Source organism: Aeromonas sp. R2-1 (assembly GCF_040908425.1).
Taxonomy (GTDB): domain Bacteria; phylum Pseudomonadota; class Gammaproteobacteria; order Enterobacterales; family Aeromonadaceae; genus Aeromonas; species Aeromonas caviae.
Map to the genome: position 1 here is coordinate 1 of NZ_JBFODR010000035.1, position 14,124 is coordinate 14,124.

The window sequence follows — 14,124 nt, forward strand, 5'->3', positions numbered from 1 at the left end:
TGAATCGCCCCGGCTTCTCTAGACACTTTTGAGCCGTTCGAAATATTGCTTTTCACACTCTACTGGCGATAGCCCATTGTTGAAACTGTGCCGACGCTTGGGGTTGTAAAACATTTCAATGTAATCGAACACATCCTGCCGGGCCTCCTCCCGATCTGCATAGGTTTTACGTCGGATCCGCTCGCGTTTGAGGAGTTGGAAGAAACTCTCCGCCACCGCGTTATCATGGCAATTGCCACGTCTGCTCATGCTGGCCTTGAGCCGGTGCTCCCGCAAAAAATCCTGCCAGTCATAGCTGCTAAACTGGCTCCCTTGGTCAGAATGAACCAGCACTTCCTGCTCGGGTCGCCGTCGCCACACTGCCATCAGTAACGCGCTGATGGCCAACTCTCGGTCGATCCGTGGCCCCATTGACCAACCAATGACTTGTCGTGAAAACAAATCCAATACCGCGGCCAGATAGAGCCAGCCTTCATGGGTTCGAATATAAGTGATGTCCGTTACCCAGACCTTATTTGGCTCAGTCACATCGAACTGGCGTTCAAGATGATTCGGTGCAACCACCGTTGGCCGGCCACCATAATGACCGGGACGGCGACGATAACCGGTTTGTGAACGCAAACCTTCATGACGCATTAATCGCGCCACCCGGTGTTTCCCACAGGTCTCGCCCATCTCTCGCAGGTCATCCCGGATCTTGCGATAGCCATAGACGCCCCCGCTTTCTAGCCAACATTGCTTGATCTGGCCCAGGAGGCGTTGGTCTTCAAGTGCGCGGGCAGATAAAGGCTGGTGCTGCCAGGCGTAATAACCGCTCGGGTGGACATTCATCATCCGACACAGTCGGCGGATGGGATGTGTGGACGCGTGCACCCGGATGAAGGCGTACCTTACCCTGACAGCTTGGCAAAGTACGCGGCGGCCTTTTTTAAGATATCTCGCTCATCGGTGACGCGGCGCAGTTCAGCCTTGAGGCGCCGAATTTCGGCTTGCTGGCTGGAGTCATGCTGTTGCTGCACGGCGGGCTGGCTGTAGCGCCTGATCCAGGCGTAAAGACTGTGGCTGGAAACACCAAGTCGCTCAGCGACCTCTGCCACTGGGTAATGGCGCTCAGTCACCTGCTTGACGGCGGCCAGTTTGAATTCTTCCGTGTAACGTTGCTGCTTGCTCATAACACCTCCTGATTGACCTCAGTTTGAGGCTCTTGAGGTGTCTAGGAAAGTAGGGGCGATTCAGACTGAGGGGCTGGCTTGGTCGCAGATGGTGTCTGTTGCTGTAGCCGCTGAGGCTCCGGCAGGGAGCTTGGCTGAGGTTCTGGTTGGACAGACTCAGGTTTTACCCAAGAACGCGCACAGGCAAGCATCTTAGCCACCTGTTCACGAGCTACCAGCTTGTCCCGAGTACGGAGAGATTTCTTGATGTCTTTGCGGCGACCACAGGGGAGCACTGTCACCTTGCGGTAGTACCAGATACCTTGAGGGCTGAGCCAGAGATTCACTTTGAAGACTCCTGATTCATCCACACAAAGTGGATTACCAAGAGGTCTGAAGGGGGGTATTAGCTGTAACTTATTGAATTGCAGAAACAAGTGGTGGCCCTACCAGCCACATCCCGGCACTCGAGTCCCCCGCCTTGGCTGCTACCTTCCGGTCCTGACCAGGTCGACGGGTTATCAATGCGAGAGGACCAATAGGACCACCGGCGAGGAGAATAGGCAAACTGGCCCCTCAATGCAATGGCTTTCTACCGCATCGCGAGCCGTTCGCCTTATTTTTCAACAATCTGGCCAAGGGTTCAGCTAAAGAGCATGAATTTGGCACCCACCAGCAACATGAGCAGGGCAAAGGCCTGCTTGAGCCGCCGGGGTGACATTCGGTGTGCCAGTCTGGCGCCCAGACGGGCAAACTGGGTGCTGGTGAGCACGATGCCAAGCAGGGCCGGCAGATAGATGAATCCGACGCTCCACTCGGGCAGATCGGCGTCTCCCCAACCGGCATAGAGATAGCTGAGGCTGCCTGCCAGGGCGATGGGCATGCTGCAGGCGGCGGAGGCGGCCACGGCGTTGCGCATGGGCACCGAATTCCAGGTGAGGTAAGGCACGGTCAGCGAGCCGCCACCGATGCCGAACAAGGCCGACATCCAGCCGATGACGGTGCCCGCGATCCCGGTACCAAGGGGGCCCGGCATGTGTCGCTCCGCTTTTGGCCTCAGATTGAGCCCCATCTGCAGGGCCATGGTCCAGGCGAAGCAGCCGATGATGATGTTGAGGGTGCTGGCGCTCAGCAGGTTGGCGGTCATGCCGCCGAGCCAGGCACCGACCAGCATGCCGGCGCCCAGGCGCCGAATCATCCCCCAGTCCACCGCTCCTGCCTCCTGGTGCGCACGCAGGGAGCTGAAACCGGTGAAGATCATGGTGGGCAGCGAGGTGCCGAGGGCCAGATGGGTGATGATCTCTGGCGCCACGCCCTGTGCGTGAAAACTCAGGACCAGCACGGGGACGATGATGAGGCCGCCGCCGATACCGAACAGCCCGGCCAGCATGCCCGCGAAGGCGCCCAACACCAGATAGCCCACAAACAGCATAAACATTCCTTCAATAACGAAACAGCGGTCAACTTGACCGCCATTGCCCATAAAAAAAGAGATGGCATCTTGCCATCCCTTTATTGTGCCGATTAATGCAGGGGAATGGTACCGTCCATCACCTTGTAGAACGCCAGCACGGCGCAACCGAGCAGGGCTGCCGTCATCCCCTGCTCCAGCCGGTTGAGGCTGCGCAGGCCGTGGTGCTGGCGCGCCTTCCAGTAGATGAAGATCCCCGGGCTGTAGAGCAGCGCCACCAGCAAGAGGTACTCCACCCCGGCGGCATAGACCAGCCAGCAGCCATAGACGGTGGCCACCAGGGCCAGCAGCAGGTCGCGCTTGCGCTGATGGGGCTGGCCCGCGTAGGTCTCCCCTTTCAACGCCAGCTTGAGGCCGTAAGCACCGGAGAAGACATAGGGCACCAGGGCAGCCGAGGTGGCGATGTTCACCAACGCCAGATAGGTGCTGTTCTGGAAGTAGATGATGATGAGGAAGATCTGCACCAGGCAGGTGGAGCACCAGAGCGACACCTTGGGGGAGCCGTTCTTATTCTCCTTGGCGAACCAGGCCGGGAAGACACCGGTCTTGCCCGCGATGTAGGGCACTTCCGCCGCCAGCACGGTCCAGCTCAGCAGGGCCCCCATCACCGAGATCACCAGGCCGATGTTGATGAGCCAGGCGCCCCAGGGGCCGACCACGGCTTCCAGGATCATGGCGGTGGAGGGGTTCTTGAGGGCCGCCAGTTGCGGCTGGTTCATGACCCCCAGGGAGAACAGGGTCACCATGACGTAGAGCGCCAGGGCCCCCAGCAGCGCCAGCACGGTGGCGCGGCCCACGTCCTTGCGATGGCGGGCACGGGCGGAGACTACCACGGCCCCCTCGATGCCGATGAAGACCCAGAGGGTCACCTTCATGGTGGACTTCACTTGATCCATCACGGAGCCGAGCTCGGGACTCCCCTGCCCCCAGAGATCCAGGGTGAAGGTCTCCATGTTGAAAGCGAGCAGGATGGCCACGCAGAAGACGATGAGGGGCACCATCTTGGCGATGGTGGTGACGATGTTCACCAGCGCCGCCACTTGGATGCCGCGCAGCACCAGAGCATGCACCGACCAGATGAGCAGGGAAGCGAGCGTGATGGCGACCGGGGTGTTGCCGTCACCGAAGATGACATTGTCCGGCGTGTCGAAGAAGTAGCTCAGCGCACTGAACACCACGATGGCGTAGGAAACGTTGGCCAGCAGCTGGCACAGCCAGTAACCCCAGGCGGCGTTGAAGCCGACGAAATCCCCGAACCCCGCCTTGGCGTAGCTGAAGATGCCGCCATCGAGATCCGGTCGACGCATGGAGAGATTCTGGTAGACCAGGGCGAGGCAGATCATGCCGATCCCCGTGATGGCCCATCCCAGGGCGACGGCCCCGGCACTGGCGTGCGCTGCGATGTTTTGCGGCAGACTGAAAACCCCGGCACCGACCATGGAGCCGATCACCAGCGAAATGAGGGCACCCAGCCCCAGTTTCTTGTCCATCTCAAACCTGTTTTATTAGGCGGCGGCTGAGCATCCGTATTCATACAGCGCGCGACATGGGAGGGGCTAAAAATCCGTACCCCGTGAAAAAGGCGGCAACTATATTGCATGACTATTCCGGCCGCAATCCCTCTTGCCGTCAATCATGAGCCGCCTTGACCGCGCGCAATTTTACAGCACTGACCCGGGGTGCCTGTGAGCTGGTTCAAATTAAGAAAGACCCGTTGATATTTCACGACTTTTCATGATGCCGCCCCGCTTTTCAAAAGCCGGACCTGCATGGCTATGCACCCTTGCACTGGGGCCTTTCCCCTGCAAAAACGCCCCTGCAGGAGGGGCGTCAGAGAGGGTATATGCAGGGGGGACTAGAGCCTCAAGCCGCCGTCCAGCTCGATCATCCGCCCCGACAGATAGTCGTTGGCAAGGATGAACTGCACCGTCTGGGCCAGCTGCGCCGCCTGCCCCAGGGTGCCCACCGGGATGGCCTGCTGCATGCGGGCCATGGCTTCGGGTTTCATCGCCGCCGTCATATCGGTGGCAAAGACGCCGGGGGCGATGCCCATCACCCGGATGCCGTGACGGGCCAGTTCCTTCCCCCATGTGACCACCAGAGAGGCCACCCCCGCCTTGCTGGCGGCATAGTTGCTCTGGCCCATGTTGCCGGCCCGGGCGATGGAGGAGATGTTGATGATGACGCCCCCCTCCCCGCCGGTGGCCATCAGCGCTGCCCCCTCGCGCCCGCACAGGAAAGTGCCGGTGAGGTTGACGTCGATGACGCACTGCCACTGGGCCAGGCTCATCTTCTCCGTCAGTGCCCCCTCCTTCACCTTGATCAGCATGCCGTCGCGCAGGATGCCGGCACAGTTGACGAGACCGTGCAGGGCCCCGAACTGATCCTTGATGGCGGCGAAGGTCGCCTCGACCTCCGGCTCGCTTGCCACGTTGCAGACGAACAGGGCGCAGCGGCCGTCACGGCTGCGCACCTCCGCCTCGGTCACCTCCAGATCGGTGCGGTTGACGTCGATGAGCGCAAGTTGCGCCCCCTGCTCCGCCAGACTCAGGGCGATGGCGCGCCCGAGCCCCCTGCCCGCCCCCGTGATCGCGATGACTTTCCGTGTGATATCCATAAATGCTCCTGGTGAGATGGCAGGTGACTGTCGAGTCAAAGACTATCGGGTAAATAGGTAGATAGCGGCCCTTAACCCGGCGCTGTCTTGTCCCGATAGAGCTCGAGGATGCTGGAGAAATCCTTGTTCTCCTGGCCCAGGCTCCCGTGCAGGTTGAAGAGGTTGCGGGCCAGGGCCCCCATGGGCACGGCGCTGTGGGCATGTTCCGCCAACGCCATGGCGAGCCCCAAATCCTTGACCATCAGCCGGGTCATAAAGCCCCCTGTATACCCACGGGATGCCGGGACGTTCTCCATCACCCCGGGCCAGGGGTTGTAGCGCTCAAGGCTCCAGTTGTTGCCCGAACTCTTGCCCATGATGGTGGAGAGCACGGCGGGATCCAGCCCCTCCTTGACCCCGAGCGCCAGCGCCTCGGCGGTGCCCGCCATGTGGATGGCGAGCAGCATGTTATTGCACATCTTGGCGATCTGGCCAGCGCCAAGCGCCCCGGCGTGAAACAGGTTCTGCCCCATGCAGGCGAGCACGGGTCTGGCCGCTTCAAAATCCGCTTGTTCGCCGCCGACGATGAAGGTGAGCGTGCCCGCCGCCGCACCGGCTACTCCCCCCGAGACGGGGGCATCGAGAAAACGGATGCCGCTCGCCTTCGCCGCCGCCCCCACCTGACGGGCCGAGGCCACGTCTATGGTGGAGCAGTCGATGACCAAGGCACCGGGCGACAGGGCCGCCAGCAGATCCTGGCCACCCCGCTCACCGACACTCTCCCCCAGCCAGAGGCTGCGCACATGCTCGCCCGCTGGCAGCATGCTGATGACCAGCTCGCAGCCGCTCACCGCTTCCCGGGCATTCCCGGCGGCAATACAGCCGGCCTCGATGGCCCGGGTCAGGCTCTCGGGCACCAGATCAAACACCTGCACCCTGTGCCCCGCCCTGGCCAGGTTGGCGGCCATGGGCCCCCCCATATTGCCAAGCCCGATAAACCCAATCCTTGTCATGGTGTGCTCCTTGTGTGTGATCCCGCGTCAGCGGGGGCGCAAGGGGTTGTCACCCTCGGGCCAGCGATAGAAGGCATCCAGCCAGGCCTCACCCGTCTGCGGGGCCCGCCAGCGGGGGGATTTGTCCTTGTCGATGAGCAGAGCCCGCACCCCTTCCACGAAGTCCCCTCTGAGCACGCAATTGACCGAGAGGGTCAGCTCGTCGGCAAACACCTCGGCCAGGGACTGGCGCCGTGCCTGCCAGAACTGGCGCCAGAGAATGGCGCGGCTGATAGGGCTGCCGCGAAGGCAGGTCTCCCGCCCCTGAGCCAGCGCCGGTTCATCCAACTCGGCGGCCTCGAGGCGTGCCAGCACCCGGTGCAGGGAGCGGCCGGCCAACAGCGCATCGATGCGGGCCTGGTGGGGCAGCAGTACAGGAGGCGGCAGCGTCTGGCCAAGGGATCGCTGCAAACCGGTGAACAGCACCTCGATCTGCTCGCAGGGGTCGCCTGCGGACCAGTCGAGGGCGGCGAGGCGCGCTGGCAGCTCCATCCGCTCGCGGCTCCCCATGGCGTGATCCGCGAGCCCCAGGCCGATGGCATCCGCCCCGTTGAAGCGGGCCCCGGTGAGGCCGAGCCAGAGCCCGAGCCGCCCCGGCATGCGGCTCAAAAACCAGCTGGCCCCCACATCGGGGTAGAGGCCGATGGTCACCTCCGGCATGGCGAACAGACTCTTCTCTGTCACCACCCGAAAACCGGCCCCGGCAAAGAGGCCGATGCCGCCCCCCATGCAGATGCCGTCCGCCACGCAGACAAGGGGCTTGCTATAGCGATGGATGTGATGATCGAGCCGGTACTCCTGCAGGAAGAAGTCGCGAGCATAGCCAAACAGTGCCGACTCGCTCGCCTCCTGTTTGCGGTAGTAGAAGGAGCGGATGTCGCCACCGGCGCAGAATGCCTTCTCGCCGGCCCCTTGCAACAACACGCAGACGATGGCCGGATCCTGCTCCCAGCGGGTCAACGCCCCCTGCAACAACTGGATCATCTCAAGGCTCAGGGCATTGAGGGAGGCGGGGCTGTCCAGAGTCAGCATGCCGATGTGGCGGCCATCCGCCGTGGGGTGGGTCTCGATGCGCACGGGCTCACTCATGGTCGGCCCCCGCAGACCGGGTATCTGCCCCTGCGACATGGCGGGTCGCCATCAATACCTCATTCATCCTTCACTCCCTCACTCTTTCGGCCTGGATTGGTCATAGCGCCAGCGCGGGGCCCGCTTCTCGAGGAAGGCCGCCACCCCTTCGCGCTGGTTGGCATCGTCAAACAGGGCGAGAAAGAGGCTGCGCTCGAGCGGCAGCGCCGCGTCCCTGTGGGTGCTTCGCCCCTGATTGATGAGCTGTTTGCAGGCACGCAGGGCGCTCGGGCTCTGGCGCTCCACCAGCTGGGCCATCTGCTGCGCCGCCTCCCAGGCGTGCCCCTCGGTCACCACCTCCTCCACCAGCCCCATCTCGTAGGCCAGGGTGGCGCTCACCTTCTCGCCGCAGAGGATCATCCGCTTGGCCCAGCCCGGCCCCACCAGCTCGGTGAGGCGCTGGGTGCCGCCAGCGCAGGGCAGCAAGCCCACCGAGGCCTCCGGCAACCCCAGCTTGGCCTGCTGCTCGGCGATGCGAATGTCGCAGGCCAGCGCGACCTCGAGGCCGCCTCCCATGGCATAGCCGTTGATGGCGGCGATGCTGACCCCGTGAAAGCGAGCCAGCGCCTCGAAGGCGTGACCAAAGGCCTCGGCCACCTCGCGGGCGTGCAGCAGGCTGCCGTCGGCGAACATCTTGAGATCGGCGCCGGCGCAGAAGAATTTCTCTCCGGCACCGCGGATCACCAGGGCCACCACGTCGGGGCGACCATCCAGCTCCACCATCATCTGCAAGAAGGCTTTCAGGCTGGCGAGCGTCCAGGTGTTGGCGGGTGGGTGATCGAGGGTGATGTAGGCCACGTGGCCGTGATATTCGAGCCTGATCCTTGTCATTGCGTTGTCCTTGTCAAAAAAACTGCCCCATGATGACAGGGTTGAATGGAGCCAACCTGCACCTGGCTCACAAAGCCTGAGGACGCGCCGACTGCGTCCTCAGGGCAGGCTACTCCCGCTACTCCAGCGACAGGCCGGGGTCGGCCAGCAGGCGGCGGGCGATGATGAGCCGCATCACTTCATTCGTCCCTTCCAGAATGCGGTGCACCCGGGTATCGCGCAGATAGCGCTCAAGCGGATACTCGCGGATATAACCATAGCCGCCAAAGAGTTGCAGGGCGTCGTCGCAGATGCGGTGCCCCACGTCGGTGGCAAAACGCTTGGCCATGGCGCACCAGGCACTTTTGTCCGGGCTGCCCTCATCGAGTTTGGCGGCCGCCTGGCGCACCAGCAGGCGGGCGGCGGCGAGCTCGGTGGCCATGTCGGCCAGGCGAAACTGCACGCTCTGGAATTCGCTGATCGGGTGTCCAAATTGCTGGCGCTGCTGCACATGGGCCAGGGCATCGTTGAGAGCCTGCTGGGCAGTGCCCAGCGAACAGCTGGCGATGTTGATGCGCCCCCCATCGAGCGCCCGCATGGCGAACTTGAACCCTTCCCCCTCCTCCCCCAGCCGGAAGCGAGCGGGAATGCGCACGGCGCTGAAGTTCACCTCCCGGGTCGGCTGGCTGTTCCAGCCCATCTTCTCCTCCGCCTTGCCATAGCTCACGCCGGGGGTCTGGGCCGGTACCATGAAGGCGGAGATCCCCTTGGCCCCCTCGCCGCCGGTGCGGGCCATCACCACCAGCACGTCTGTGCTGCCGGCACCCGAGATGAACACCTTGCTGCCATCGAGGAGGTAATCCTCGCCATCGCGCACGGCGCGGGTCTTGAGGGCCGCCGCGTCGGAGCCCGCCCCCGGCTCGGTGAGGCAGTAGGAGCCCAGCAGCTCGCCGCTGGCGAGCCTGGGTACCCACTCCTCGGCCACCTCGGCAGGCAGCCAGCTACCCAGCATCCAGCTCACCATGTTGTGGATGGTGAGATAGGCGGTGGTGGAGGTGCAGCCCATGGCGAGGCGCTCGAAGATGAGGCTGGCATCGAGCCGGCTCAGGCCCAGACCGTCATACTGCTCCGGGGTATAGAGGCCGCACAGGCCCAGCGCCGCCGCCTGCTTGATGGTGGGGATGGGGAACTCGTGCTCCCTATCCCAGCGCGCGGCGTGGGGTTTGAGCGCCAGATCGGCGAAGGCGCCGGCCGACTCGACACAGGCCCGTTGGGATTCGGTCAGGGTAAAATCCATCTTGTTCGCTTCCTTTGTATTTGTTCCGTCGATCCGTTGCTGTCAATGGGGGCACCAAGGCAAAGTGGGCAACCTGCCATCAGCGCAGCTGAATGGTCATATTGGGGCCGCTGGGAATGTCTTCGTCGAACCAGCGTTCGGTGACCGTCTTGGTCTCGGTGTAAAAACGCACCGCCTGCTTGCCGTAGGCATGCAGATCCCCGTAGAAGGAGCCACGCCAGCCGGTGAAGGAGAAGAACGGCAGCGGCACCGGGATGGGCACGTTGATCCCCACCTGGCCCACCGCCACCTCGTGGCGGAACTTGCGAGCGGCGGCGCCACAGCCGGTGAAGAGGGAGGTGCCGTTGCCATAGGGGTTGGCGTTGATGAGGGCAAGCGCCTCATCCAGGCTCCCCACCTCGAGGCAGGCCAGCACGGGCCCGAAGATCTCCTCCTGGTAGATGCGCATCTCGGGGGTCACGCCGCGAAACAGGGTCGGTCCCACCCAGTTGCCCACCGGGTAGCCGGGCACGTCGCAAAAACGGCCGTCCAGCAGGCACTCGGCTCCCTCGGCAATCCCCGCCTCGATAAGCCCCTCCACCCTGACTTTCGCCTCCGGGCTGATGAGGGGGCCATAAGCCGCCTCGGGGTCGTGCCAGACGCCGGGTTTCACCTTGGCGAACTCGGCGGCGAGTTCGGGGATCCACTCCCGGGCGCTCCCCACGAACACCGCCACGCTGATGGCCATGCAGCGCTGACCGGCGGCGCCGACCCCGGCTCCCACCAGGTTGCTGAGCACCTGCGCCTTGTTGGCATCCGGCATGATCACCATGTGATTCTTGGCGCCGACAAAACACTGGGCGCGCTTGAGCTGCGACGTGGCGCTGCGATAGACGTGACCGCCCACCCGGGCCGAGCCCACGAAACTGACTGCCTTGACATCGGGATGGGCCAGCAACGCATCCACCTGCTCGGCGCCGCCATGCACCACCGACAGAATGCCCTTGGGGGCCCCCGCCTCGGTAAACAGCTCGGCCAGGCGCATGGGGGTGAGAGGATCCTGCTCGGAGGGCTTGAGCACGAAGCCGTTGCCGCAGGCCACCGCCAGCGGGAACATCCAGAGCGGGATCATGGCCGGGAAGTTGAACGGCGTGATGCCGACGCAGACCCCGAGGGGCTGCACCCAGGAGTGGCCATCCACCCGGCGCGCCACGTTGCCCATGGTCTCCCCCAGGGTCTGGCTCGCGATGGCGCAGGCCTGCTCCACCACCTCGATGCCGCGCCACACATCCCCCTTGGCATCCGCCAGGTTCTTGCCGGTTTCCTGGGCCAGCAGGGTCGCCAGCTCGTCATGATGCACTTTCAACAGATGCTGGTAGTTGAACATCACCCGAGCCCGCTCGGAGGGAGGCACCTCCCGCCACTGCAGGTAGGCGTCGTGGGCGGTGCGCACCGCCAGCTCAATTTCCGCAGAGGTAGCTTTCGGCACCCGCGCCAGCAGATGCTGGTCCGCCGGGTCGGTCACCTCTATCCACTCGTCGCTTGCGGACGGACACGCCTCGCCACCGATGTAGAGCGGCAGATCCCCGTACTGGGTGTGATGCTGGCTCATGCCCCCCTCCTAGCCCGTTGGCAGGCGATGGCAGGCCACTGCAGGCCGGCCACATCAATCTTGCTGTTGCACATCCTGTTCACTCCTTGCGCTCCTCTGCCCGGGTAGCCCCTTGCGGCGGGCTGCCATCGAATTTACCTTAGACTAACAATCAATTTACGTTTACGCTAACGTAAACTTGAATCACGGATGGACTGACCAGTCATCACCCTGATGGCAGGAGAGATCGGCAGTCCACTGCACCAAGGAGAGCACGGATGCATGCCCTGATGGATGAAACCCTCCAGGCCCTGACCGAACAAGTCGAGGCTTTCTGCCAAAAAGTGATCGCACCGCGCGCCAGCGAGATCGATCAGAGCAACGCTTTCCCCCGGGATCTCTGGCCCCGCATGGGGGAGCTGGGGCTGCACGGCATTACGGTGGCGGAGGAGTATGACGGGGTGAACCTCGGCTATCTGGCCCATGTGCTGGTGATGGAGCAGGTGAGCCGCGCCAGCGCCTCGGTCGGCCTCTCCTACGGCGCCCACTCCAATCTCTGCATCAACCAGATCCACCGCCACGGCACCCCTGATCAGAAGGCGAGATACCTGCCTGATCTGGTCAGCGGCAAACACGTGGGGGCGCTGGCCATGAGCGAGCCGGGTGCCGGCTCCGACGTGGTGAGCATGCGCCTCACCGCAGTGCGCGAGGGGGATCACTTCGTGCTGAACGGCAACAAGATGTGGATCACCAATGGGCCCGATGCCAACACCTTCGTCATCTATGCCAAGACCGATGCCGCCGCCGGGCCCAAAGGGATTTCCGCCTTTATCGTCGAGGCGGGGACTCCCGGTTTTTCCACCGCCCAGAAGCTCGACAAGCTCGGCATGCGCGGCTCCAGTACTTGCGAGCTGGTGTTCGACAACTGCCGGGTGCCGCAGGAGAACCTGCTGGGCCCCCTGCACGGCGGGGTCAAGGTGTTGATGAGCGGGCTCGACTACGAGCGGGTGGTGCTGGCGGCCGGGCCCCTTGGCATCATGCAGTCCTGCATGGACGTGGTGCTCCCCTATGTGCGCGAGCGCAAGCAGTTCGGTCAGGCCATCGGCGAGTTTCAGCTGGTGCAGGGCAAGCTCGCCGACATGTATACCCGTCTCGCCAGCAGCCGGGCGCTGGTCTATTCGGTGGCGAGCGCCTGCGATCAGGGCCGCACCAGCCGCAAGGATTGCGCCGCCGCCATCCTGTTTGCCGCCGAGAACGCCACCCAGATGGCCCTTGATGCCATCCAGCTGCTCGGCGGCAACGGCTACATCAACGAATACCCCACCGGCCGCCTGCTGCGGGACGCCAAACTCTACGAAATCGGCGCCGGCACCTCGGAGATCCGCCGCTGGCTCATCGGCCGCGAGCTGATGGGAGAGAGCGCATGAGCAGGATCCACTCCCGCCTAGACACCGCCAGTCCCGACTATGAGGCAAATCGGGCCGCCATGCAGGCCCTGGTCGACGATCTCAATGCCCGCCTGGAGGAGATAGCCTTGGGCGGCGGCGCGGCCAACAACGCCCGCCATCAAGCCCGCGGCAAGCTGCTGCCCCGCGAGCGCATCGACCAGCTACTGGACCCGGGCTCCCCCTTTCTCGAACTGTCGGCGTTGGCGGGCTGGCAGGTCTATGACGAGCCGGTGCCCGCCGCCGGCATCCTCACCGGCATCGGCCGGGTCTCTGGACGCCTGTGCATGCTGGTGGTGAATGACGCTACCGTGAAGGGCGGCACCTACTACCCCCTCACGGTGAAAAAACATCTGCGCGCCCAGGCCATCGCCGAGCGGCTGCGCCTCCCCTGCCTCTATCTGGTGGATTCCGGCGGCGCCTTCCTGCCCATGCAGGACGAGGTGTTCCCCGACCGGGAGCATTTTGGCCGCATCTTCTACAACCAGGCTCGCATGTCGGCCCAGAGCATCCCCCAGCTGGCGGTGGTGATGGGGCTCTGTACCGCCGGGGGTGCCTATGTGCCCGCCATGGCGGACGAGTCGATTATGGTCAGGGAACAGGCCACCCTCTTTCTGGCGGGCCCGCCCCTGGTCAAGGCCGCCACCGGTGAGGAGATCAGCGCAGAAGCCTTGGGCGGCGCCGAGGTGCACTGCGTCCACTCCGGGGTGGCGGATCACATGGCCCGGGACGATGCCCATGCCCTTGCCATCGCCCGCACCCTGGTAAGCAACCTGGGTGACAGCCAGACGGCAGCGTCACCCGCCCCATCCGCTCCCTCCTATGATGAGCCGCACTACCCCATCGAGGAGCTCTACGGCCTGGTGGGCACCAGTCTCAAGCGCCCCTATGACGCACGAGAATTGATCGCCCGGCTGGTAGATGGCTCTGTGTTTGACGAATTCAAGGCGTTGTTCGGCACTACCTTGGTGACGGGTTTTTCCCGCATTGAGGGCATGCAGGTGGGGATCCTCGCCAACAACGGCGTGCTGCACAGCGACAGCGCCCAGAAGGGAGCCCACTTCATCCAGCTCTGCAACCAGCGGGGGATCCCGCTGCTGTTTCTGCAAAACATCACCGGCTTTATGGTGGGGAGTACGGCGGAAAAAGAGGGGATCGCCAAGCACGGCGCCAAGCTGGTGACCGCCGTGGCCTGCAGCCGGGTGCCCAAGATCACCCTGATCGTCGGCGGCAGCTTCGGTGCCGGCAACTACGGCATGTGCGGGCGCGCCTATGAACCGGATTTTCTCTTCAGCTGGCCCAACAGCCGCATCTCCGTCATGGGGGGCGAGCAGGCGGCCGGGGTGCTGGTGCAGGTGCGCCGGGACAAGCTCGCCGCCGAGGGCAAGACTCTGGGCGAGTCGGAGGCGGCCGCCATTCGCGCCCCGGTGATCGCGCAATACGAGCGCCAGGGTCACCCCTATTACGCCAGTGCTCGCCTGTGGGATGACGGCGTCATCGACCCGGCCCAAAGCCGCACCGTGCTGGCCCTGGCGCTGGCGGCCTGCCAGGGGGCCGAGCCGGGCCCCGGGCAGTACGGCATCTTCCGGATGTAAGGAGTTCAT

The 14,124-nt window shown here is 63.9% G+C and carries 11 protein-coding genes and 1 other RNA gene; 2 read left to right on the top strand and 10 right to left on the bottom strand.

Annotated elements, in window-relative coordinates; translation table 11 throughout:
• Positions 1-18: 18 nt before the first annotated feature.
• From AB5Y80_RS13015 to AB5Y80_RS13060, 10 genes are all read right to left on the bottom strand, one after another.
• Positions 19-1,172, bottom strand: a protein-coding gene (locus AB5Y80_RS13015; RefSeq protein ID WP_139739419.1) for an IS3-like element ISAeca4 family transposase whose coding sequence is annotated in 2 segments (ribosomal slippage) — positions 19-935 and positions 935-1,172 — 1,155 coding nt in all. Because the reading frame shifts where the segments join, the coding sequence is not laid out codon by codon here.
• Between the two features lie 423 nt (positions 1,173-1,595).
• Positions 1,596-1,692, bottom strand: an RNA gene (gene ffs, locus AB5Y80_RS13020) — signal recognition particle sRNA small type.
• 102 nt (positions 1,693-1,794) lie between these two features.
• Positions 1,795-2,583 carry a sulfite exporter TauE/SafE family protein gene (locus tag AB5Y80_RS13025; protein WP_042014760.1) on the bottom strand — a complete coding sequence of 263 codons (789 nt, stop codon included), beginning with the start codon at positions 2,581-2,583 and terminating at the stop codon, positions 1,795-1,797.
• A 92-nt stretch (positions 2,584-2,675) separates the two neighbouring features.
• Positions 2,676-4,112: an arginine-ornithine antiporter gene (gene arcD / locus AB5Y80_RS13030; RefSeq protein WP_010674600.1), complete on the bottom strand. Its 1,437-nt coding sequence runs from the start codon at positions 4,110-4,112 to the stop codon at positions 2,676-2,678.
• Between the two features lie 365 nt (positions 4,113-4,477).
• A complete protein-coding gene (locus AB5Y80_RS13035; RefSeq protein WP_323949836.1) occupies positions 4,478-5,239 on the bottom strand; it encodes an SDR family oxidoreductase in 762 nt (253 codons plus the stop codon).
• A gap of 71 nt (positions 5,240-5,310) precedes the next feature.
• Positions 5,311-6,231: a 3-hydroxyisobutyrate dehydrogenase gene (gene mmsB, locus AB5Y80_RS13040; protein WP_182934929.1), complete on the bottom strand. Its 921-nt coding sequence runs from the start codon at positions 6,229-6,231 to the stop codon at positions 5,311-5,313.
• A gap of 27 nt (positions 6,232-6,258) precedes the next feature.
• On the bottom strand, positions 6,259-7,359 hold the full coding sequence (locus tag AB5Y80_RS13045) for an enoyl-CoA hydratase/isomerase family protein (RefSeq protein WP_368173027.1): 1,101 nt from the start codon (positions 7,357-7,359) through the stop codon (positions 6,259-6,261).
• A 78-nt stretch (positions 7,360-7,437) separates the two neighbouring features.
• Positions 7,438-8,229 (bottom strand): enoyl-CoA hydratase, encoded by a 792-nt coding sequence (locus AB5Y80_RS13050; protein WP_201901014.1) that lies wholly within the window; start codon positions 8,227-8,229, stop codon positions 7,438-7,440.
• Between the two features lie 118 nt (positions 8,230-8,347).
• Positions 8,348-9,505, bottom strand: a complete 1,158-nt coding sequence (locus AB5Y80_RS13055; RefSeq protein WP_039039064.1) for an acyl-CoA dehydrogenase family protein — start codon at positions 9,503-9,505, stop codon at positions 8,348-8,350.
• Positions 9,506-9,584: 79 nt separating this feature from the next.
• The gene (locus AB5Y80_RS13060) at positions 9,585-11,096 is read right to left on the bottom strand and encodes a CoA-acylating methylmalonate-semialdehyde dehydrogenase (RefSeq protein WP_368173028.1); all 1,512 of its coding nucleotides are present in this window, start codon (positions 11,094-11,096) and stop codon (positions 9,585-9,587) included.
• A 257-nt stretch (positions 11,097-11,353) separates the two neighbouring features.
• On the opposite strand from AB5Y80_RS13060, the gene AB5Y80_RS13065 reads away from it, so the two are divergent.
• Together AB5Y80_RS13065 and AB5Y80_RS13070 are read left to right on the top strand one after the other, a co-directional pair.
• Complete coding sequence (locus tag AB5Y80_RS13065; protein WP_041215247.1) at positions 11,354-12,502, top strand: isovaleryl-CoA dehydrogenase; 1,149 nt, start codon at positions 11,354-11,356, stop codon at positions 12,500-12,502.
• Positions 12,499-14,115 (top strand): carboxyl transferase domain-containing protein, encoded by a 1,617-nt coding sequence (locus tag AB5Y80_RS13070; protein ID WP_368173029.1) that lies wholly within the window; start codon positions 12,499-12,501, stop codon positions 14,113-14,115. The genes AB5Y80_RS13065 and AB5Y80_RS13070 overlap by 4 nt, the downstream gene beginning before the upstream one ends.
• Positions 14,116-14,124: the final 9 nt, after the last annotated feature.

What these genes read in the sequence shown, in the direction of transcription:
- AB5Y80_RS13025 (WP_042014760.1), bottom strand. Translation starts at nt 2,583, where the DNA reads ATGCTGTTTGTGGGCTATCTGGTGTTGGGCGCCTTCGCGGGCATGCTG.
- arcD (WP_010674600.1), bottom strand. Translation starts at nt 4,112, where the DNA reads ATGGACAAGAAACTGGGGCTGGGTGCCCTCATTTCGCTGGTGATCGGC.
- AB5Y80_RS13035 (WP_323949836.1), bottom strand. Translation starts at nt 5,239, where the DNA reads ATGGATATCACACGGAAAGTCATCGCGATCACGGGGGCGGGCAGGGGG.
- mmsB (WP_182934929.1), bottom strand. Translation starts at nt 6,231, where the DNA reads ATGACAAGGATTGGGTTTATCGGGCTTGGCAATATGGGGGGGCCCATG.
- AB5Y80_RS13045 (WP_368173027.1), bottom strand. Translation starts at nt 7,359, where the DNA reads ATGAGTGAGCCCGTGCGCATCGAGACCCACCCCACGGCGGATGGCCGC.
- AB5Y80_RS13050 (WP_201901014.1), bottom strand. Translation starts at nt 8,229, where the DNA reads ATGACAAGGATCAGGCTCGAATATCACGGCCACGTGGCCTACATCACC.
- AB5Y80_RS13055 (WP_039039064.1), bottom strand. Translation starts at nt 9,505, where the DNA reads ATGGATTTTACCCTGACCGAATCCCAACGGGCCTGTGTCGAGTCGGCC.
- AB5Y80_RS13060 (WP_368173028.1), bottom strand. Translation starts at nt 11,096, where the DNA reads ATGAGCCAGCATCACACCCAGTACGGGGATCTGCCGCTCTACATCGGT.
- AB5Y80_RS13065 (WP_041215247.1), top strand. Translation starts at nt 11,354, where the DNA reads ATGCATGCCCTGATGGATGAAACCCTCCAGGCCCTGACCGAACAAGTC.
- AB5Y80_RS13070 (WP_368173029.1), top strand. Translation starts at nt 12,499, where the DNA reads ATGAGCAGGATCCACTCCCGCCTAGACACCGCCAGTCCCGACTATGAG.